This window comes from Streptomyces sp. NPDC046939 (genome assembly GCF_040644575.1).
GTDB lineage: Bacteria > Actinomycetota > Actinomycetes > Streptomycetales > Streptomycetaceae > Streptomyces.
The window spans coordinates 104,351-123,667 of record NZ_JBEYWV010000029.1; the positions used below are offsets into that span (position 1 = coordinate 104,351).

Annotated in this window: 19 protein-coding genes; 10 read left to right on the forward strand and 9 right to left on the reverse strand. The window is 70.1% G+C overall.

The genetic code is table 11. From position 1 onward, the window contains the following. The first annotated feature begins 35 nt into the window (after positions 1–35). Both argF and ABZ877_RS28630 read left to right on the forward strand, forming a co-directional pair. On the forward strand, positions 36–1,052 hold the full coding sequence (argF, locus tag ABZ877_RS28625; RefSeq protein WP_361076538.1) for an ornithine carbamoyltransferase: 1,017 nt from the start codon (positions 36–38) through the stop codon (positions 1,050–1,052). A gap of 123 nt (positions 1,053–1,175) precedes the next feature. After that, a complete protein-coding gene (locus ABZ877_RS28630) occupies positions 1,176–2,642 on the forward strand; it encodes an amino acid permease (protein WP_361076541.1) in 1,467 nt (488 codons plus the stop codon). Here ABZ877_RS28630 and ABZ877_RS28635 read toward each other — a convergent pair. Beyond that, the gene (locus ABZ877_RS28635; RefSeq protein ID WP_361076544.1) at positions 2,596–3,063 is read right to left on the reverse strand and encodes an ATP-binding protein; all 468 of its coding nucleotides are present in this window, start codon (positions 3,061–3,063) and stop codon (positions 2,596–2,598) included. The two genes, ABZ877_RS28630 and ABZ877_RS28635, sit on opposite strands and share 47 nt — an antisense overlap. Before the next feature lie 240 nt (positions 3,064–3,303). Between ABZ877_RS28635 and ABZ877_RS28640 the strand changes: the two genes are divergently transcribed. Both ABZ877_RS28640 and ABZ877_RS28645 read left to right on the forward strand, forming a co-directional pair. Next, on the forward strand, positions 3,304–4,134 hold the full coding sequence (locus ABZ877_RS28640) for an enoyl-CoA hydratase family protein (protein WP_361076546.1): 831 nt from the start codon (positions 3,304–3,306) through the stop codon (positions 4,132–4,134). Positions 4,135–4,141: 7 nt separating this feature from the next. Next, positions 4,142–6,430 carry a bifunctional salicylyl-CoA 5-hydroxylase/oxidoreductase gene (locus tag ABZ877_RS28645; RefSeq protein WP_361076549.1) on the forward strand — a complete coding sequence of 763 codons (2,289 nt, stop codon included), beginning with the start codon at positions 4,142–4,144 and terminating at the stop codon, positions 6,428–6,430. Positions 6,431–6,483: 53 nt separating this feature from the next. Here ABZ877_RS28645 and ABZ877_RS28650 read toward each other — a convergent pair whose 3' ends face one another. After that, positions 6,484–7,326, reverse strand: coding sequence for a PaaX family transcriptional regulator C-terminal domain-containing protein (locus ABZ877_RS28650; protein WP_361076552.1), 843 nt, complete (start codon positions 7,324–7,326; stop codon positions 6,484–6,486). A gap of 4 nt (positions 7,327–7,330) precedes the next feature. Beyond that, complete coding sequence (locus ABZ877_RS28655) at positions 7,331–9,007, reverse strand: AMP-binding protein (RefSeq protein ID WP_361076555.1); 1,677 nt, start codon at positions 9,005–9,007, stop codon at positions 7,331–7,333. A gap of 149 nt (positions 9,008–9,156) precedes the next feature. Here ABZ877_RS28655 and ABZ877_RS28660 point away from each other — a divergent pair, with 149 nt between their 5' ends. After that, entirely contained in the window at positions 9,157–10,290 is a 1,134-nt protein-coding gene (locus ABZ877_RS28660) for an acyl-CoA dehydrogenase family protein (RefSeq protein ID WP_361076558.1), read from the forward strand. Further along, positions 10,287–10,685 (forward strand): RidA family protein, encoded by a 399-nt coding sequence (locus tag ABZ877_RS28665; protein ID WP_361076561.1) that lies wholly within the window; start codon positions 10,287–10,289, stop codon positions 10,683–10,685. Before ABZ877_RS28660 ends, ABZ877_RS28665 begins: the two co-directional genes overlap by 4 nt. A 10-nt stretch (positions 10,686–10,695) precedes the next feature. On the opposite strand, the gene ABZ877_RS28670 is transcribed toward ABZ877_RS28665, so the two are convergent. Beyond that, positions 10,696–11,712 carry a helix-turn-helix domain-containing protein gene (locus ABZ877_RS28670; RefSeq protein WP_361076564.1) on the reverse strand — a complete coding sequence of 339 codons (1,017 nt, stop codon included), beginning with the start codon at positions 11,710–11,712 and terminating at the stop codon, positions 10,696–10,698. A 127-nt stretch (positions 11,713–11,839) separates the two neighbouring features. On the opposite strand from ABZ877_RS28670, the gene ABZ877_RS28675 reads away from it, so the two are divergent. From ABZ877_RS28675 to ABZ877_RS28685, 3 genes are all read left to right on the forward strand, one after another. Next, positions 11,840–12,427, forward strand: coding sequence for an isochorismatase family protein (locus ABZ877_RS28675; protein WP_361076567.1), 588 nt, complete (start codon positions 11,840–11,842; stop codon positions 12,425–12,427). Beyond that, the gene (locus ABZ877_RS28680; protein ID WP_361076570.1) at positions 12,424–13,131 is read left to right on the forward strand and encodes an isochorismatase family protein; all 708 of its coding nucleotides are present in this window, start codon (positions 12,424–12,426) and stop codon (positions 13,129–13,131) included. The genes ABZ877_RS28675 and ABZ877_RS28680 overlap by 4 nt, the downstream gene beginning before the upstream one ends. 115 nt (positions 13,132–13,246) lie before the next feature. Next, complete coding sequence (locus tag ABZ877_RS28685) at positions 13,247–14,380, forward strand: hypothetical protein (protein WP_361076573.1); 1,134 nt, start codon at positions 13,247–13,249, stop codon at positions 14,378–14,380. 15 nt (positions 14,381–14,395) lie between these two features. Here the strand turns inward: ABZ877_RS28685 and ABZ877_RS28690 are convergent, their stop codons facing one another. From ABZ877_RS28690 to ABZ877_RS28705, 4 genes are all read right to left on the reverse strand, one after another. Then, a complete protein-coding gene (locus ABZ877_RS28690; protein ID WP_361076575.1) occupies positions 14,396–15,925 on the reverse strand; it encodes a UDP-N-acetylglucosamine 1-carboxyvinyltransferase in 1,530 nt (509 codons plus the stop codon). A gap of 74 nt (positions 15,926–15,999) precedes the next feature. Continuing rightward, the gene (locus ABZ877_RS28695) at positions 16,000–16,200 is read right to left on the reverse strand and encodes a DUF4236 domain-containing protein (protein ID WP_361076578.1); all 201 of its coding nucleotides are present in this window, start codon (positions 16,198–16,200) and stop codon (positions 16,000–16,002) included. Between the two features lie 339 nt (positions 16,201–16,539). Further along, positions 16,540–17,529 (reverse strand): hypothetical protein, encoded by a 990-nt coding sequence (locus tag ABZ877_RS28700; RefSeq protein WP_361076581.1) that lies wholly within the window; start codon positions 17,527–17,529, stop codon positions 16,540–16,542. A 600-nt stretch (positions 17,530–18,129) separates the two neighbouring features. Then, on the reverse strand, positions 18,130–18,744 hold the full coding sequence (locus tag ABZ877_RS28705; protein ID WP_361076584.1) for a GNAT family protein: 615 nt from the start codon (positions 18,742–18,744) through the stop codon (positions 18,130–18,132). Here ABZ877_RS28705 and ABZ877_RS28710 point away from each other — a divergent pair. Further along, positions 18,646–18,999 (forward strand): DUF2750 domain-containing protein, encoded by a 354-nt coding sequence (locus ABZ877_RS28710; protein WP_361076587.1) that lies wholly within the window; start codon positions 18,646–18,648, stop codon positions 18,997–18,999. The genes ABZ877_RS28705 and ABZ877_RS28710 overlap by 99 nt on opposite strands. On the opposite strand, the gene ABZ877_RS28715 is transcribed toward ABZ877_RS28710, so the two are convergent. Beyond that, the coding region (locus ABZ877_RS28715) for a transposase (protein ID WP_361076590.1) at positions 18,965–19,317 on the reverse strand (353 nt) is incomplete at its 5' end. The two genes, ABZ877_RS28710 and ABZ877_RS28715, sit on opposite strands and share 35 nt — an antisense overlap.

Here is a 19,317-nt window from a genome sequence, read left to right on the forward strand (position 1 = left end):
ATTCGCTTCACCCGTCGTACTCCAGGAGCGCCCCCATGGCGACTGACCAGCGTCCCGACCTCGCCGGCCGCCACTTCCTCAAGGAGGTGGACTTCACCGCCGAGGAGTTCCGCGCTCTGGTCGAGCTCGCCGCCGAGCTGAAGGCCGCCAAGAAGGCGGGCGCCGAACAGCAGTACCTGCGCGGGAAGAACATCGCGCTGATCTTCGAGAAGTCCTCGACGCGCACCCGCTGCTCCTTCGAGGTGGCCGCCGCCGACCAGGGGGCCGCCACGACGTATCTCGACCCCTCCGGTTCGCACATAGGCAAGAAGGAGTCGAGCAAGGACACGGCGCGGGTGCTCGGCCGGTTGTTCGACGCCATCGAGTTCCGCGGTGACGCGCAGGAGACCGTCGAGACGCTCGCCGCCCACTCCGGCGTCCCCGTCTACAACGGGCTGACCGACGACTGGCACCCGACGCAGATGCTCGCCGACGTGCTCACCATGACCGAGCACAGCGACAAGCCGCTCACCGACATCGTCTTCGCCTACCTCGGCGACGCCCGGTTCAACATGGGCAACTCCTACCTCGTCACCGGCGCCCTGCTCGGCATGGACGTACGGATCGTCGCGCCGAAGTCGTACTGGCCGGCCGAGCCGATCGTGGCGCAGGCGCGTGAGCTGGCCGCCGCCAGCGGCGCCCGGATCACGCTCACCGAGTCGGTCGAGGAGGGCGTCGTCGGCGCCGACTTCGTCCTCACGGACGTCTGGGTGTCGATGGGGGAGCCGGAGGAGGTGTGGGACGAGCGCATCAAGTCCCTCACGCCGTATGCGGTGACCATGGACGTGCTGCGCGCGACCGGCAACCCGGACGTGAAGTTCATGCACTGCCTGCCCGCCTTCCACGACCTCGGCACCAAGGTCGGCCGCGAGATCCACGCCAAGTACGGCCTGGAGTCCCTGGAGGTCACCGACGAGGTCTTCGAGTCGGCGCACTCCGTCGTCTTCGACGAGGCGGAGAACCGGATGCACACGATCAAGGCCGTCATGGTCGCCACGCTCGGCCGGAAGTAGCCGGGAACCCGAGCATCACGGGACGAACCACCACACTGGTGGGCGGGACCACCCTCCCCGGCCCCACCGGCCCCGCGGCCCACCCCCGCCGCGCACCGCACGACAAGAAAAGAGCACCACCCCATGTCGCCGTCGCCGTCCCCCACCGGCCTGCGCATCAAGTCACCCGAGTCCCTCCTCGCCGAGTCCGGCGCCGATCTGGAGGGGCACGGCCTCAAGCGCACCATGGGGCTCTTCCAGCTCGTGTGCTTCGGGGTCGGCGCGATCGTCGGCACCGGGATCTTCGTCGGCCTCTCCGACACGGTCGCCGAGGCCGGGCCCGCCGTCCTCGTCTCGTTCGTGCTGGCCGCGCTCACCTGCGTCTTCACGGCGTTCTCCTTCGCGGAGCTGGGCAGTGCGATCCCGGTCTCCGGGTCCTCGTACTCGTTCGCCTACGCGAGCCTCGGGGAGCGCGTCGCGTTCCTCGTCGGCTGGTGTCTGCTCCTGGAGTACGGGGTGTCGGTCTCGGCCGTCGCCGTCGGCTGGAGCCAGTACCTCAACGAGCTGCTGCACAGCCTGATCGGCTGGCGCCTGCCGGACGCCCTGTCGGCCGGACCCGCTGACGGCGGCGTGATCAACCTGCCCGCCGTGCTCGTCATCGTGATGGCCGCGACGCTCCTGGTGCGCGGCGTGCGCGAGAGCGCGCGGGCCACCGCGGCCATGGCGATCCTCAAGATCGGCATTCTGGTCGCGTTCTGCGCTATCGGATTCAGCGCGTTCAAGGCGGGCCATCTGACCCCGTTCATGTCGGCCGGCGTCGGCGGCATCACCTCGGGCGCCTCCCTCGCCTTCTTCTCGTACATCGGCTTCGACGCGATCACCACGGCCGGCGAGGAGGTCAAGAACCCGCGGCGGAACATCCCCGTAGCCATCCTGATCTGCATCGGCGTCGTCACGCTGCTGTACTGCGCGGTCGCCGTGGCGGCCATCGGCGCGCTCGGCGCGGACGCCGTCGGGGACAAGCCCGCCGCGCTCTCCCTCGTCGTCAACCAGGTGACCGACTCGGCCGTCGGCGGCGGCATCATCGCGTTCGGCGCGGTCGTCGCCATCGCGTCCGTCGTCCTCGCGGTGATGTACGGGCAGACGCGCATCCTGCTGTCGATGGCGCGGGACGGGCTGATCCCGCGGATCTTCGAGCGGGTCTCCCCGAGGACGGCGACGCCGGTCGCCAACACATGGATCGTCGCGCTCGTCTTCGCGGTCCCGGCGGCGTTCTCGTCGCTGGACGCCGTGGTCGACCTGACCACCATCGGCACGCTTGCCACCATGGCCGTCGTCAACGTGGCCGTGGTCGCCCTGCGCCGCTCGCACCCCGGCCTGACGCGCTCGTTCCGGGTGCCGCTCTACCCGCTCAGCCCGGTCCTCGGCGTGGCGATGTGCCTGTATCTGATCTGGGGGACCGGCTGGACGACATGGGTCCAGTTCGCGGTCTTCCTCGTGGTCGGAGCGCTCGTCTACGCGTTCTACGGCCGTCGGCACTCGCGGCTCGGCGCCACGGGACCGGCTACTGCTCCGAAGCCCGGCGCTGGCGCGGGATCGCGGGGAGCGTGAACCAGACCGCCTTGCCGGACGCGGTGGGGCGGTGCCCGCACGACGCGCTCAGCGTACGGATGAGGAGCAGGCCGCGGCCGTGCTCCTGCCACGGGTCGGGCATCTCGGCGTCGTCCGGATTGGTGAGATCCGTGGGCGGCGACGGGTCCGGGTCGTGCACCTCGACCTGACAACAGGTCTCCAGGAGCTCGACCACCAGCTCGATCGGGGTTTCCCCGGTCGTGTGCTCCACCGCGTTCGCCACCAGCTCCGCCGTGAGCAGCTCGGCGGTGTCCGTATCGGTCGCCGGTGCGTCGATCTCGGCGAGCGCGGTACGGACCAGGGCGCGCGCCACCGGCACGGCGGCGGCCGTGTGGGGCAGCGCGAGCCGCCACGAGGTCGGGACGGGAGGGCCGGTGGGGGAGCCGGATGAAGAGGGCAAGGCGAGTCCTGAGTGGGTGGCTCGGGGACGGGCGGCGACCAGGACGTCCCACGTCTTTGGGGTGTCGCCCTGACTTCAACCTTATGAATGGTACGGCGTGCGTCGATAGAGGCTCCCGGTGGTCTTCCTCGGGACATTGGGCCCTATGGGCTGATGCGCGGCTTATCCGCTCCTCTGGCCGGTCGGAAGTTATCGCGCAGTACTGACGACAGTCACGAACCGGTGATAGCTTCGAGAGGTATGAGTCCCTTCACCGGCTCCACTCCGCGCACCGAGACCTGGCACCACCTCTCCTACGCCGTGGACACGGCCGGCGTCGCGACTGTCACGCTCGCCCGGCCCGAGAAGCTCAACGCCCTCACCTTCGGCGCCTACGCCGACCTGCGCGACCTCCTCGCCGAGCTGTCCCGCGAGAAGACGGTGCGCGCCCTCGTCCTCACCGGGCAGGGGCGCGGCTTCTGCTCCGGCGGCGACGTCGACGAGATCATCGGGGCCACCCTCGCCATGGACACCGCCCGCCTCCTCGACTTCAACCGGATGACCGGCCAGGTCGTGCGGGCGCTCAGGGAGGCGCCGTTCCCCGTGGTCGCGGCCGTGCACGGGGTCGCGGCGGGCGCGGGCGCCGTCCTCGCCCTCGCCGCCGACTTCCGGGTCGCGGACCCCAGCGCCCGCTTCGCGTTCCTCTTCACCAAGGTCGGGCTCTCCGGCGGCGACATGGGCGCCGCCTATCTGCTGCCGCGCGTCGTCGGCCTCGGCCACGCCACCCGGCTGCTCATGCTCGGCGACGCCGTCCGCGCCCCGGAGGCCGAGCGCATCGGCCTGATCAGCGAGCTGACGGAGGAGGGCCGGGCCGACGAGGCGGCGCTCGCCCTCGCCCGCCGCCTCGCCGAGGGCCCCGCGCTCGCGTACGCGCAGACGAAGGCGCTGCTCACCGCCGAGCTCGACCTGCCGCTCTCCGCCGCCGTCGAGCTGGACGCGGCGACGCAGGCGCTGCTCATGCACGGCGAGGACTACGCCGAGTTCCACGCCGCCTTCACCGATAAACGGCCGCCCAAGTGGCAGGGGAGGTGACCGCGCCGTGACCCCGCGCGCACAGCGCATCGCCGTCATCGGCGGCGGCCCCGGCGGTCTGTACGCGGCCGCGCTGCTCAAGCGCCTCGACCCGGACCGCGCGATCACGGTGTGGGAGCGCAACGCACCGCACGACACGTTCGGCTTCGGCGTCGTCCTCTCCGACGAGACCCTCGGCGGCATCGAACACGCCGACCCCGTGGTCTACGCGTCCCTGCGGGACGAGTTCGTGCGCTGGGACGACATCGACGTCGTGCACCGGGGCGTGCGCCACACCTCCGGCGGTCACGGGTTCGCGGCGCTCGGCCGTCGCCGCCTCCTTGAGATCCTGGAGGACCGCTGCCGCGGCCTCGGCGTCACCCTGCGCTTTCGCACCGAGGCGCCGCCCGTCGCCGAGCTGTGCGCGACGCACGACCTGGTCGTCGCCGCCGACGGAGTGCACAGCCGCACCCGGCGGACGTACGCCGACGCGTTCGGGCCGCGCGTCGAGGAGCACCGCAACCGGTACATCTGGCTCGCCGCCGACTTCGCCTTCGACGCGTTCCGCTTCGAGATCGCCGAGACCGAGCACGGGGTCATGCAACTGCACGGCTATCCGTACAGCGGCGACGCGTCCACCGTCATCGTCGAGATGCGGGAGGAGGTGTGGCGGGCGGCGGGCCTCGCGGACCTGGACGTGCGCGAGTCGATCGACCGCGCGGCGAAGATCTTCACGGACGCGCTGGACGGCCGCGCCCTGCGCTCCAACAACTCCTCGTGGCTGACGTTCCGTACGGTGGTCAACGACCGCTGGTCGCACGGCAATTGCGTGCTGATCGGCGACGCGGCGCACACCGCGCACTTCTCCATCGGCTCCGGAACGAAGCTCGCCGTCGAGGACGCGCTGGCGCTCACCGCGTCCCTCCACGAACAGCCGACCATCGCCCAGGCGTTGCGGGCCTACGAGGACGAGCGCAGGCCGGTCGTCGCCTCCACGCAGCGGGCCGCGCGGGCCAGCCTGGAGTGGTTCGAGGACCTGGCGCGCCATCTCGGCAGGCCACCGCGGCAGTTCACCTTCGACCTGCTGACCCGCAGCCGCCGGGTCACGCACGACAACCTGCGGCTGCGCGACCCGGTGTTCACGGCGTCGGTGGAGAAGGAGTTCGGCTGCCCGCCCGGTACGCCGCCCATGTTCACGCCCTTCCGTCTGCGCGGGCTGCGGCTGCGCAACCGGGTCGTCGTCTCCCCGATGGACATGTACTCGGCGGCCGACGGCGTCCCCGGCGACTTCCACCTCGTCCATCTCGGGGCGCGGGCGCTCGGCGGGGCGGGGCTCGTCATGACGGAGATGGTGTGCGTCAGCCCCGAGGGGCGCATCACACCGGGGTGCGCCGGGCTCTACACCGACGAGCAGGGCGCGGCGTGGCGCCGGATCACCGACTTCGTGCACCGGCGGGCGCCCGGCACGGCGATCGGCGTCCAGCTCGGGCACTCCGGGCGCAAGGGTTCCACCCGGCTGATGTGGGAGGGCATGGACGAGCCGCTGCCCGTACCGGAGGAGAACTGGCCGGTGGTCGCGGCGTCGCCCATCCCGTACAAGGAGGGCAGCCAGGTGCCGCGGGCGCTGACGCGCGGCGAACTGGCGTCGGTGCGGGCGGAGTTCGTGGCGGCGGCGCGCCGGGCGGCGGAGGCGGGCTTCGACCTCCTTGAGCTGCACTGCGCGCACGGATATCTGCTCTCCGGGTTCCTGTCGCCGCTGACGAACCGGCGCACCGACGAGTACGGGGGGTCGCTGGAGGGGCGGCTGCGCTTCCCGCTGGAGGTGTTCGACGCGGTGCGGGACGTGTGGCCGCAGGACCGTCCCACGACGGTCCGCATCTCGGCGACGGACTGGGCCGAGGGGGGTACGGGGCCGGACGACGCGGTGGCCATCGCGCGGGCGTTCGCCGCGCATGGTGCCGACGCGATCGACGTCTCCACGGGCCAGGTCGTGTCCGACGAACGCCCCGCGTTCGGCCGCTCCTACCAGGTTCCCTACGCGGACCGCATCCGCGCCGAGACCGGCGTCCCGGTGATCTCGGTCGGGGCGATCTCGTCGTGGGACGACGTGAACTCCCTGATCCTGGCGGGCCGTACGGACCTGTGCGCGTTGGCCCGCCCTCACCTGTACGACCCGCACTGGACGCTCCACGCGGCGGCGGAACAGGGGTATGCGGGGGCGGGAGTGGTGTGGCCGGAGCCGTACCGTGCGGGGAGCCGGCGGCCGCAGACGGGGCGCTCGGACGCCCCGAAGCCGAGGCTCTCCCTGCCCGGTTGAGTGTCTGCCACGTGGCCCGTGGCTCGGTGACCTCACACACTCAGAAGGCCGGGTCAGTCGGGGGTGACGAACCGGGCCCCCGCCTCCCGCAGCCTCTCGTGCAGCGCTCGGAACACCTCCGCCGACCGCACCCCCGGCCAGCCCTCCGGGAGGAGGCGCGCCGGGAGGCCCGGGTCGGTGTAGGGGAGGTGGCGCCAGGAGTCGAGGGCGAGGAGGTAGTCGCGGTACGCCTCGCGGGGCGGGGTGTCGGTGCGGGACTCCCAGGCGCGGAGCACCGGCTCGTGCTCGTCGAGGAACGCCTCGTGGAGCTTGGCCAGGGCCGCGAGGTCCCACCAGCGGGCCACCGCGTCGGCGGTCGCCGCGAACCCCAGGTGCTCCCCGCGGAACAGTTCGACGTACGCGGCGCAGCCGGCCCGCTCCAGGGTGTGCCGCGTCTCCTCGTACACCCGCGCGGGCGCGAGCCACACGCCGGGCGCGACGGTGCCGAAGCCGAGGCCGGTGAGCGTGGAGCGCAGCACGTGCCGCTTGGCGCGCTGCGACTCGGGCACGGAGAACACGGCGAGCACCCAGCCGTCCGCCCCGTCGTCGTCGGGGGTGCCGTACACGCGCCGGTCGCCGTCGGCGAGGAGCTGGCGCGCGTCGTCCGACAGCGCGTACCCGGCGGCGCCCGACGCGCTGCGCGCGGCGAGGAGCAGCCCGCGCCGCTTCAGCCGGGACACGGCCGAGCGCACCGAGGGCGCGTCGACCCCGGCGGCCCCGAGCAGCCGGATCAGCTCGGCGACGGGGACGGGTCCGGGGAGCCCGCGCCCGTAGGCGCCGTACAGGGTGACGATGAGGGAGCGCGGGGTGTGCGCCTGGCCCGCGGGGCCGCTGGGCGAGTTCTGCTGCTCGGACACGCGATCACTGTACGGTTCCGGGCCCGCGACCCGGCTCTACGGGCTCAGGCCCCGGCGGTACGGGTTCGCGCAGCCGGAACCGCTGGAGCTTTCCCGTCGGGGTCCGCGGCAGCGCGTCCAGGAACACGAACTCCCGGGGGCACTTGTACGGCACCAGCTCCGCCTTCACGAACTCCCGCAGGGCCTCCGCGTCCTGCCGCGCCCCGGCCCGCGTCACCACGTACGCGACCGCTATCTGCCCGCGCGTCTCGTCCGCCCTGCCGACGACCGCCGCCTCCGTCACGTCGGGGTGGCGCAGCAGCGCGTCCTCGACCTCGGGGCCCGCGATGTTGTACCCGGCGCTGATGATCATGTCGTCGGCGCGGGCGACGTACCGGAAGTAGCCGTCGGGCTCGCGGACATACGTGTCTCCGGTGATGTTCCAGCCGTGCCGTACATAGGTGGTCTGCCGTTCGTCGGCGAGGTAGCGGCAGCCGACGGGCCCGCGCACGGCGAGCAACCCGGGCTCTCCGTCGGGGAGTTCGTGGCCCGACTCGTCCACGACGCGCGCCTGCCAGCCCGGCACCGGGCGCCCTGTCGTCCCCGGCCGTATCTCGTCGTCGGCGGCGGAGAGGAAGATGTGGAGGAGTTCGGTCGCGCCGATGCCGTTGATGACGCGCACCCCGGTCGCCTCGTGCCAGGCGTGCCAGGTCGCGGCGGGCAGGTTCTCCCCGGCGGAGACGCAGCGCCGCAGAGCGCTCACGTCGTACGTGGGCCAGGCCGGGTCCGCGAGCATCGCGCGGTACGCCGTGGGGGCCGTGAACAGGACCGACACCCGGTGCGCGGCGACGGCGGGCAGCAACTGGCGCGGGCCCGCCTGTTCGAGCAGCAGCGCCGAGGCGCCGGCGCGCAGCGGGAAGACGACGAGCCCGCCGAGCCCGAACGTGAAGCCGAGGGGCGGGCTGCCCGCGAACACGTCGTCCCGCGTCGGCCGCAGCACGTGTCGCGCGAAGGTGTCGGCGACGGCGAGCACGTCCCGGTGGAAGTGCATGCACCCTTTGGGCCGACCGGTGGTCCCCGAGGTGAACGCGATGAGGGCGACGTCGTCGGCGGAGGTCGGCACGGCCTCGTACGACGACGGTTTCGCGGGTGTCCGGCGTGCGAGGTCGTCCGGTCCGTCGCCGCCGAACGTCGTGATGCGCAGGCCCGGGACCTCCGCCTTGACCAGGTCGTCGACCGTCCGGGCGTCGCACAGCGCGTGCCGCACCCGCGCGATCTCGCACATGGCCGCCAGTTCGGCGGAGCGCTGCTGTGCCAGCACGGTCACGGCGACGCCGCCCGCCTTCATCACGGCGAGCCAGCAGGCGGCGAGGTCGGGCGTGGTGGGCCCGCGCAGCAGCACGCGGTTGCCCGGCACGACCCCCAGGTCCTCGCTCAGCACGTGTGCGATCCGGTCGACGCGCGCCTTCAACTGCCCGTAGGACCACGTCGGTCGGCCGGGGGAGTGGAAGGCGGGCCGGTCCGGGCCGAACCGGAGCACGGTCGCGTCGAGCAGTTCGGCGCCGCAGTTCAGCCGCTCCGGGTAGCGCAGTTCGGGCAGGTCGAGGAGGAGGCCGGGCCAGAGCGCGGCGGGCGGCAGGTGGTCGCGCGCGAACGTGTCGGTGTGTCCTGACGGATGCAGGGAGAGGGGTGGCTGGGTCATGAGGGCGCCCCCTTGCCATGGCGTGGTCGCGCGTCGAGCCGGGTCGGCGCTTCGAGCGTATCGTGATGGTGACGACAGTCAACGGCACGCGATACGGTGCGGGCAGCCACGGATCCTGGCACTCGTCCGTCCTGGGAGGAGCCCGGCGCATGGGCACGTTCTCGCTCGCACCCGACCAACTCGACTGGTGCGCCGAGCTGCGCGAGCTGGCGGGGCGGCGGCTGGCCCCGCTCGCCGAGAAGGGCGAACCGGGCCGCGTCAACCGCCCGCTCGTCGCCGAGCTGGGCCAACTCGGGCTGCTCGACCGGCTGTTCACGTCCGGCGCGCTCGGTCTGTGCCTGATGCGCGAGTCCCTCGCCCAGGTCTGCACCGAGGCGGAGACCGCCCTCGCCCTGCAAGGTCTCGGGGCGCACCCCGTGCACGCGTACGGCACGAAGGAGCAGCGCGAGCGCTGGCTGCCGGAGGTGAGCGCGGGGCGCGCGGTCGCCGCGTTCGCGCTGAGCGAGCCGGGCGCGGGCTCCGACGCGGCGGCGCTCGCGCTCCGCGCCGAGCCGGACGGCGACGCCTGGCGGCTGACCGGCGAGAAGTGCTGGATCTCCAACGCCCCCGAGGCCGACTTCTATACGGTCTTCGCCCGCACCGGCGCTCCCGCCGAGGGCCCCCGGGGCGTGACGGCCTTCCTCGTCCCCGCCGACCGGCCCGGACTGACCGGCGACCACCTCGACATGCTCTCCCAGCACCCCATCGGCCTGCTCACCTTCGCCGGGGTGCCGGTCGGCCCGGACGACGTGCTCGGCGAGGTAGGCGGCGGCTTCGGCGTCGCGATGAACACCCTCAACCTGTTCCGGCCCAGCGTCGGCGCGTTCGCCGTCGGCATGGCGCAGGCGGCGCTCGACGCGACCCTCGCGCACACCGCGCAACGCCGGGCGTTCGGCGGCCCGTTGAAGGAGCTCCAGACCGTCGCGCACCAGGTCGCCGACATGGCCCTGCGCGTCGAGTCGGCGCGGCTCATGGTGTACGCGGCCGCGTCGGCGTACGACGAGGGGGCGGACGGCGTCCCCCGGCGCGCGGCGATGGCCAAACTGCTCGCGACGGAGACGGCGCAGCAGGTCGTCGACGCGGCGGTCCAGTTGCACGGGGCGCGGGCGCTGCACCGCGGCCACCTCCTGGAACACCTGTACCGCGAGGTGCGAGCGCCGCGCATCTACGAGGGCGCGAGCGAGATCCAGCGCGCGATCATCGCGCGGGACCTCTACCGCGCCACGGAGGCGAGGAAGCCGTGACCGCCGAACGCCTCAACCCGCCAGAGCTCTCCCCGCCCGCCGGCTTCTCCCACGCCGTCGTCGCCACCGGGACGCGGCTGGTCATGCTGGCCGGGCAGACCGCCTTGGACGCGGACGGCAGGATCACCGGCGAGACGCTGCCCGAGCAGTTCGAGCGGGCCCTGGCCAACCTCCTCACGGCCCTCCGCCACGCGGGCGGCACCCCCGCCGACCTCGCGCGCGCCACGGTCTACACGACGGACGTGCCCGCCTACCGCGCCCACGCCCGTGAACTGGGCCGCATCTGGCGGGAGTTGGCGGGCCGCGACTACCCCGCGATGGCGGTCATCGGCGTCTCCCGCCTCTGGGACGCACAGGCACTGGTCGAGATCGACGGCACCGCCGTACTCCCCTAGAACGGGGGGATCAGACGGCCGGCGGCACCCGGAACCGCCGCCGGTACTCCGTCGGCGTCGTGTTCAGCCGCCGCCGGAACGCCCGTACGAGCGTGTCCGTCGTGCCGAACCCGCACAGCGCCGCCACCCGCTCCAGGGTCGCGTCGGACGACTCCAGTTCGTGCCGGGCCTTCTCCACCCGTACGGACTCGATGTACGCGTGCGGTGTCGTCCCCAGCTCGGTCTTGAAGAGGCGGGTCAGGTGCCGGTCGCTGACGTGGGCGTACGCGGCGAGGTCGACGACGGTGAGCGGTTCGCCGATGTGGCGCAGGATGTGGTGGCGCAGATCCTCGATGCGCCGCGTCGTGGACACCTGCTCCAGGGGGACGCTGAACTGGCTCTGCCCGCTGGGCCGCTTCAGGTACATCACGAGCTGCCGCGCGACCCGCAGGGCGACCGCCTCGCCCAGGTCGTCGGCGATGAGCGCGAGCGAGAGGTCGAGGCAGGCGCTGATCCCCGCGCCGGTCCACACGTTGCCCTCGCGGATGAAGATCGGGTCGGCGTCGACCTCGACGGCCGGATGGTCGGCGGCGAGTTGTTGCGCCGTGGACCAGTGCGTCGTGGCGCGCTTGCCGTCGAGGAGCCCGGCGGCGGCGAGCAGATGCGCGCCGACGCAGACGGACGTGATCCGGTGCGTCCGTCCGGCCAGCACCCGTACCCACTCCACGAGCCGTGGATCGACGAGCGGGTGGACGCGCCGCTCCTCGTCGAACTCCACCGCGCCCGGCACGATGAGCGTGTCGATGGTGCCCTCGGCGGCCCGCGCGAAGGTGGTGTCCGGCAGGATGCGCACGCCCGCACCCGTGGTGACCGGGTCCATGGTCTCGGCGGCGAGCAGCACCTGGTACCCGGCGGCCTCCTCGGTCTCGCGCAGGGCGAGCGAGAACACCTCCGGCGGACCGGTGACGTCGAGCAGGTCGACGCCCTCGAAGAGCACGATCACGATGAGCCGTCTGGTGCTGGCGCGGTCCGGCACGAATCCCCCCATGGCTATGTCGGTATCTGCATGTTAGACGTCATTGCCGACGTCACAGGCGGGTCATAGCGTTACGGACGTGGCCCGGCGCAGACCCCCGGGCCGCGCCTCCCACCCGTATTGAGAAGGCGGTACACCCATGTCCCGAACCACGCTGCGCGAGCTGAACGGCTTCGACGAGACCCCCGCGACGCTGGCCGGTTCGACGCTGATCCTCATCGACTTCCAGAACACCTACACCCAGGGCGTGATGGAGCTCGACGGGTGGGAGGCGTCCCTCGACGCCGCGGCCGAACTCCTCGCACGGGCGCGGGAGGCGGGCACCAAGGTGGTCCACGTCATCAACGACGGCGGCGAGGGCACCCCGTACGACATCCGCGCGGAGATCGGCCGGATCCACCCGAGGCTGACGCCCGTCGACGGCGAGGAGGTCGTGGTCAAGCAGGTCCCGAACGCCTTCGTCGGCACGGACCTCGCCACGCACCTCACCGAGGGGCAGGACGTGATCATCGCGGGCTGGATGACGCACATGTGCGTGGCGTTCACCGCGCAGGGCGCGTTCCTCGCCGGTCACCGGCCGACCGTCGTCGCCGAGGCCACCGCCACCCGCTCGCTCCCGGTCGCGGGCGCCGACGTCCCCGCCGAGCAGGTGCACCTGTCGGCGCTCGCCACCATCGCCGACCTGTACGGCGTCGTCGTCCCGACCCAGAAGGAGATCGTCCGATGAAGCCGCTCCGCACCGCCGCCGCCCTGGGCGCCGCCGCCGTCCTCGCCGCGACCATGACCGCGTGCGGGGGTGACTCCGAGGCGGCTACCCGTACGGAGAAGAAGCAGGAGCGCGATTACGCGAAGGACACCACCACCCTGCGCCAGCTGATGAAGCTGGACGAGACCCCGGCCAAGCTGTCGAACGCCACCCTGGTCCTCGTCGACTACCAGAACGTCTACACCGGCGGCACGATGGAGCTGACCGGCTGGCGCCAGGCCGTCGACAACACCAAGGTGCTCCTCGACCGCGCCCGCGCGGCGCACACCCCGGTCGTCCACATCGTCGAGAAGGGCTACGACCTCACGTCGAAGGCCGGCCAGATCATCCCGGCGCTGAAGCCCGCCAAGGGCGAGACCGTCGTGGAGAAGGCCGTCCCGAACGGCTTCCACGACACGAACCTCGACGCCGTGCTGAAGAAGACCGGCCGCAAGAACGTCATCATCTCCGGCTTCATGACGCACATGTGCACCCTGTTCACCACCGAGGGCGCCGTCTACAACGGCTACCACCCGACGGTCGTCGGCGACGCCTCCGCCACCCGCCCGCTGCCGGTCAAGGGCAACCCCCAGGGCATCCCGGCGAAGCAGGTGCACGAGTCGGCGCTGGCCACGATCCAGGACCGGTTCGGCGTCGTCGTCCCGAAGCAGAGCGACATCAAGTGACGTAACGCTTCCCCGCCCCACTTCCCCCCCACCCCCCACTTCCCCCCAACCAAAGGTTTCCCCCCATGCACAAGCACCGGAAATTGCACTTCAAGTCCTCAGGGAGAAAACGAAGATGGCTACGCGCAGAGGTTTCATAGGCGGCGCCACCGGCGTCGGCACCGCCGCCCTCATCGGCTACTCCGCGGTGCCGAGCGCCGCGGACACCGGTGACAGCGCGGCGGCCGCGGTCACCCAGACCCAGGCCCGCGAGTCGCTGTTCGCGGTGAACGCGGGCATGCGCGCCAACTACGCCACGCTGAAGGCGGAGTTGATCAAACACCTCTCACCGGTCGTCGTCGTCCAGAACGACGCCAAGGGCGGCCGGTTCACCCTCGTGACCACGGACGGACAGGAGTCCGTCAACCCGGTCTCGCAGACGTTCGAGCTGGCGAAGTCCATCGCCCACGTCCCGCTCGGCATCTTCTCGGTGATCGCCTCCTATCTGGCGGACAAGATCCCGAACCTGCCCAACGCGAACCGGATCGACCCGCACGACCTGGTGATGGTCGCGTTCAACGACGAGACGTCCACGGCCTGGATCGAGCCGCTGAAGGCGTACGCCGCCAAGCTCACCACCGCCCGCGCGAACCTGCCCGCGGCCGGTCTGCCCGCCGCGCTGACCACGTCCTGCGCGACGATCCTCGACGGCGGCCTGAAGTTCATCAACGCGTCGATCGCCGCGAAGCGCTTCGACATGAAGTCCTTCGAGGACTTCTCCGGCAGCGTCTACCCGGCGATCCGCACCAACATGGAGCACGCCTCGCAGGCCCAGATCAAGGGCGTCCAGGACATCATGAAGACCTGGCGCGCCAAGGTCGGCGAGGCGGCCTGGGCGGACCTGTACTGCGTGGTGCTCTCGCAGTGGACGACGAGCGTCCTCAACCAGAACACCATCATCCTGAAGGACTGCATGAACGCGGCGAAGGTGTCCACGCACCTCATCGACCTGCCCGGCCTGGAGCCGCCGGCCGACCCGGTCTTCACCGCGCTCGACAACCTCGCCCGGATCGTGCAGGACAACATCGCGGCCGAGATGGTCTTCCCGAAGGACACGGTGGTCGCCGACGCCCTCAAGGGCCAGCAGGACCTGCTCTCCGACGAGATCCTCAAGCAGCTCGGCAGCACCACGGTGACGACCCTGTCCGCGCCCTCCTACAACACGGTCGCCACCGCTTCCGCCGCCGGGGTGTGCCCGGTCCCGCACTGACGGAGCGCGCGGGGCTCAGATGTCCCGGAACGTCTCGATCTGCGCGCCGACCGAGTTGAGCCGCTCCGCCAGGTCCTCGTAGCCGCGGTTGATGACGTACACGTTGCGCAGGACCGACGTGCCCTCGGCCGCCATCATCGCGAGGAGGACGACCACGGCGGGGCGGAGCGCGGGCGGGCACATCATCTCGGCGGCGCGCCAGCGGGTCGGGCCCTCGACGAGCACGCGGTGCGGGTCGAGGAGCTGGAGGCGGCCGCCGAGGCGGTTGAGGTCGGTGAGGTAGATCGCGCGGTTGTCGTAGACCCAGTCGTGGATGAGGGTCTTGCCCTGGGCGGCGGCCGCGATCGCCGCGAAGAACGGCACGTTGTCGATGTTCAGGCCGGGGAACGGCATCGGGTGGATCTTGTCGATCGGCGCCTCCAGCTTGGAGGGCCGGACGGTGAGGTCCACCAGGCGCGTGCGCCCGTTGTCGGCGGTGTACTCGGCGGTGCGGTCGTGGTCGAGGCCCATTTCCTCCAGGACCGCCAGCTCGATCTCCAGGAACTCGATCGGCACGCGCCGCACCGTCAGCTCGGACTCGGTGACGACGGCGGCGGCGAGCAGGCTCATCGCCTCGACCGGGTCCTCGGACGGCGAGTAGTCCACGTCCACGTCGATCCGGGCGAGGCCGTGGACGGTGAGGGTGGTCGTGCCGATGCCGTCGACGCGGACGCCGAGCGCCTCCAGGAAGAAGCAGAGGTCCTGGACCATGTAGTTGGAGGACGCGTTGCGGATCACCGTCGTGCCCTCGTGGCGGGCGGCGGCGAGCAGCGCGTTCTCCGTCACCGTGTCGCCGCGCTCGGTCAGCACGATCGGGCGGTCCGGGGAGACCTCCGCCTGCACCTCGGCGTGGTAGAGCCCCTCGGTCGCGGTGATGTCCAGGCCGAAGCGGCGCAGGGCGATCATGTGCGGCTCGATGGTGCGGGTGCCGAGGTCGCAGCCGCCCGCGTAGGGCAGCGTGAAGCGGTCCATGCGGTGCAGGAGCGGGCCGAGGAACATGATGATCGAGCGGGTGCGGCGGGCCGCCTCCGCGTCGATCGCCTCCATGTCGAGACGGGCGGGCGGCACGATCTCCAGGTCGACGCCGTCGTTGATCCAGCGGGTGCGCACACCGATGGAGTTCAGCACCTCCAGGAGGCGGTAGACCTCCTCGATGCGGGCGACGCGGCGCAGCACGGTCCGGCCGTCGTTGAGCAGGGATGCGCAGAGCAGCGCCACGCACGCGTTCTTGCTCGTCTTGACGTCGATCGCGCCCGAGAGACGGCGCCCGCCGACCACGCGCAGATGCATCGGACCGGCGTAGCCCAAGGAGACGATCTCGCTGTCGAGAGCTTCGCCGATTCGGGCGATCATCTCAAGGCTGATGTTCTGATTGCCGCGCTCGATGCGGTTCACAGCGCTCTGGCTGGTGCCGAGCGCCTCGGCGAGCTGACTCTGTGTCCAGCCACGATGCTGACGGGCGTCACGGATGAGCTTGCCGATACGTACGAGGTAATCGTCTGCCATGGCGGCAGGCTATCTCACATATGAGATGCCGCAATCCGGGAGGGGCGACTGGGTTTGATGGAGTCTTCTACGCGTCAGTGGCGCTTGGCGGTACGCGTCTTGCGCCAGCCGAACGGGCCCGGCAGATCCATCGACGTCGTACGGCGCCCTGTGCTGCTGTGCGTGTGGCGTGGGCCGCGCGAACCGCCGCCCGTCGTGATGGACCAGGACTTGCGGTTGATGTTCAGGCGGACCCCCGGCAGGATCCGGAAGCTCTTGCGGAACGTGAGCGGCATGAGGACTCATCCCCTCCGTCGTAAACCGTGCGGTGTGGTCCGGTGTGGTCGTCCGTGGAGCCCGCTTACCCGCGCACGCGGATCTGTCACAGCCGAAGTCAGCCGACCGGCTCGCTTCAACCGCGTGGGGCGGGTTGAGTGAGGCGAGGCTGTCTATTCCGGCTGCTTAAAGGTCGAACTTTGATGGGCTGGTCAGTCCCGAGGCGGTGCCCAGTGAGCCGATTGAGCGGAGCGTCCGACGGTGACCTGCGGCCTCGGGGGAAGTCCAAAGTCAACCTACGCGGCTGCGTCCTGGTGGCACCGGCGAGGGCTGCCGGTGCCACCAGGAACAAAGTGCTTTCACGCCGAACCGCCGGCGTGCGCGGCCCCATTCTCGACGTCATCCGGGTGAACTATGTCATCGGGGATGTCCGCACAGTGCATGAGAGCTCGTGTCGGGACCTTATAGGCGCCTCCCATCCGTGTGGGAGGGCAAGGGAAAGAACCCGCCCGCACCCTGCGGTAGGCTGCGGATTCAGCTATACCGAGGATTTCGGCAGCGATTGGAAGGCCGACGAACCGCGGATAGATACTGGAGATGTAGTAGTAATGGTTAGGGCCAGTTATACCGATGCGTGCCAGCATTGATGGAGTTGTGGCGCGGACGCCCGGCCCTGGATGGCGTCCGGAGCGGATTTCCGCATGGAATTGCAGCACAGTGTCTAGGCAGTTGTAGTGGTAGAACAGAGCCCCGTAGCGCTCTCCGCGTACCTGCTCGGCCACAGCTGCATCCCGCTGATCGATTCCGTGAACGATCGAGGATACTTTGAGAGTGGAAAGCTGAAGAGGCTCGGCGAGAGGGAGGAAGTCCTCTACGTCATCGACGGTAGACTCGCGGTTGTACGCCTTCGCGCGCTTGTATGCAGTGGAGATAGCGGATCGAATCATATGGCGTGGTACATGTCGAGGTGGAACGCTACGGTCTGACTCCCGCCAGGCGGCAAGCGCAGCCTCGATCATGTCGGAGCGAACGTCCTCGAGATCGAGGTGCATCTTCCGGGTGATTTCCCAGCTCTTTCCTCGAAGTGAAGGAATGAGGCAGTACATGAGGATCATGAGCCATTTGTGGTCATCGTTCATGTCGTATTGGCGACCGAGGGCTACCATGGATTCCCAAAGCTGCGACCGAGTCGCGTTTCGTGCGCTCGCGATGGCATTCTTTCGGAACTGGCGGTAGTTGGGATGTTTTGCAATGTCACAAATATGCGCGTCGCCCGTATGGACGCAGATTGGCGCCGCGCCGCACCAAGTGCGTACGTAGGACTCGATCTGATCGAAAGCATCAGACATGATCTGTGCCCCAGTATGTCGATTTGAGCGTTCGGCAAATTCTGTTGGGTCAGATCGAGTGTATGATTGTGAAGTTCGGGATTGGCTGTAAGTGTCCTTCTGTGTAGCGTTTAGGCGCATTGCTGTTCGATGTCGGAGGGGTCTTGTCGTTGTGACCGCACTTGACTCGGCGGCGTCGTTATCTCGCTGAGGGATGTGCATGGCGGAGTCGGGTCCGGAGAATCAAGTCGTTTCTGACCGATCTTGGACGGTGTGGCGGAGTCGGCGAGACGACGCCTCAGCGGGTTCGGCCGTGGTGCCCGTACGGGTTCCCAGCGACATCATCGGTCGGTGCGTGTCGACGCACACTGCCCAACGCCTGTACGACCCCGTGAGGAGTAAGCTGCTCATACCTTCGGCACAAACGATGCGTCGGGTTCAGTCTGGCGTCGGCGTGATGCTCACCAGCACGCGTTCTGTCGTCTGGTCTGCGGCGCTGTGCGGGCCCTCGAAGGGAGAGGCGGGATTGTCGACAGTGCCTGCCGTGCCCAGCGGGCGCGTAATGCCGCCCCTTAGTCAAGCGCTGTCTCGTAATCGCTGGTCATGCGTCGCCCAACGCCCTCATGCTGGCTCGGGAGTACCAGGGGCGTTCTGGGCATTGAGGCGCGAGTCTCGGATGTACCAGTCGAGCCGTGTCCCGTCCTCGCCGCGTGTGCACCTGCCGGGGGTGATTCCGGCCCGGCGGGCGACTGAGGCTGAGGCGGCGTTCTCCGGCTCTACTTGGATTACGGCTTCCTTCCCACCCTTACTTGCGGCGTATCGGGAGGCCAGGAGGACCGCGCGGGTGGCCAGGCCGCGCCCTCTCCAGAACGGGTAGAGGCCGTAGGCGACGTTCACCTGACCGGGAGACAAGCCCTCCGCCGTGAACCGCAGATTGATCGTCCCGGCGCGCGTCTCGTCGACGTCCACCCGGATGCCGAAAAGCGCGGAGCGGACCGGATGTGTTCGACTGCTCCTGCCAGTGCCGTATGTAGGTTTCGACGCCCTCGCGTGTGCCGGGACCGCCACTGAGCCAGCGAACCAGCTGCTTAGAACCCCTAACGAAATGAGTGGTGGAGAACGGTAAGGTCGGTGGCCATGAGTCAGAGTGGTGCGGAAGCGGCGGCGTTCTTCCGCGACGTCAGCCAGAACAGCGCGGTCTGGCTCGTCCGGGATGACGATGGAAGCCCCACTCACCTCTCCGCGGATGGCACGCGAAGTCTTCCCTTCTGGTCGACCTCGTCGCGAGCCCAGAGGGCAGCAAAAATCTGGGGGCATGGGCTTCGCATCGATTCCATGCCCTTGGACATCTGGTGCGATCACGTGCTGCCCGATGCCGCCCGGGATGGACTCGTGATCGGCATCAACTGGAGCGGGCCGCGCCTGGTCGGCTGGAGCTTCACCCCCGACGAAGTTGTCAACCGTCTAGCGGCGGCTCGCACAGTGACTTGATTTGCCGGTGGGTGATGAGGCAGCAGGCCAGTTTGAGGAAGGCTTCGTGAATGTCGGCTCGGCGTTCCCAGCGGACGCGGAGTCGTCGGAAGCCGTGGAGCCAGGCGAAGGTCCGCTCTACCACCCAGCGGTAGACGCCAAGTCCGGTGCCCTGGCGGGTATTTCGGCGGGCGATGGCGGGGACGATGCCGCGGGCTCGGACTTGGTCGCGATAGATGTCGTAGTCGTAGCCGCGGTCTGCGAAGAGCGAGTCCGGCTTGCGTCGAGGATGACCGACGCGTCCGCGGATGGGCGGGATGGCGTCCAGCAGTGGCATCA

Bases quoted from the DNA above. Each gene is read 5' to 3' on its own strand.
- ABZ877_RS28640 (WP_361076546.1), top strand. From the start codon at position 3,304: ATGAGTCCCTTCACCGGCTCCACTCCGCGCACCGAGACCTGGCACCAC.
- ABZ877_RS28670 (WP_361076564.1), bottom strand. From the start codon at position 11,712: ATGGGGGGATTCGTGCCGGACCGCGCCAGCACCAGACGGCTCATCGTG.
- ABZ877_RS28695 (WP_361076578.1), bottom strand. From the start codon at position 16,200: ATGCCGCTCACGTTCCGCAAGAGCTTCCGGATCCTGCCGGGGGTCCGC.
- argF (WP_361076538.1), top strand. From the start codon at position 36: ATGGCGACTGACCAGCGTCCCGACCTCGCCGGCCGCCACTTCCTCAAG.
- ABZ877_RS28660 (WP_361076558.1), top strand. From the start codon at position 9,157: ATGGGCACGTTCTCGCTCGCACCCGACCAACTCGACTGGTGCGCCGAG.
- ABZ877_RS28700 (WP_361076581.1), bottom strand. From the start codon at position 17,529: ATGTCTGATGCTTTCGATCAGATCGAGTCCTACGTACGCACTTGGTGC.
- ABZ877_RS28655 (WP_361076555.1), bottom strand. From the start codon at position 9,007: ATGACCCAGCCACCCCTCTCCCTGCATCCGTCAGGACACACCGACACG.
- ABZ877_RS28630 (WP_361076541.1), top strand. From the start codon at position 1,176: ATGTCGCCGTCGCCGTCCCCCACCGGCCTGCGCATCAAGTCACCCGAG.
- ABZ877_RS28685 (WP_361076573.1), top strand. From the start codon at position 13,247: ATGGCTACGCGCAGAGGTTTCATAGGCGGCGCCACCGGCGTCGGCACC.
- ABZ877_RS28710 (WP_361076587.1), top strand. From the start codon at position 18,646: ATGAGTCAGAGTGGTGCGGAAGCGGCGGCGTTCTTCCGCGACGTCAGC.
- ABZ877_RS28675 (WP_361076567.1), top strand. From the start codon at position 11,840: ATGTCCCGAACCACGCTGCGCGAGCTGAACGGCTTCGACGAGACCCCC.
- ABZ877_RS28690 (WP_361076575.1), bottom strand. From the start codon at position 15,925: ATGGCAGACGATTACCTCGTACGTATCGGCAAGCTCATCCGTGACGCC.
- ABZ877_RS28680 (WP_361076570.1), top strand. From the start codon at position 12,424: ATGAAGCCGCTCCGCACCGCCGCCGCCCTGGGCGCCGCCGCCGTCCTC.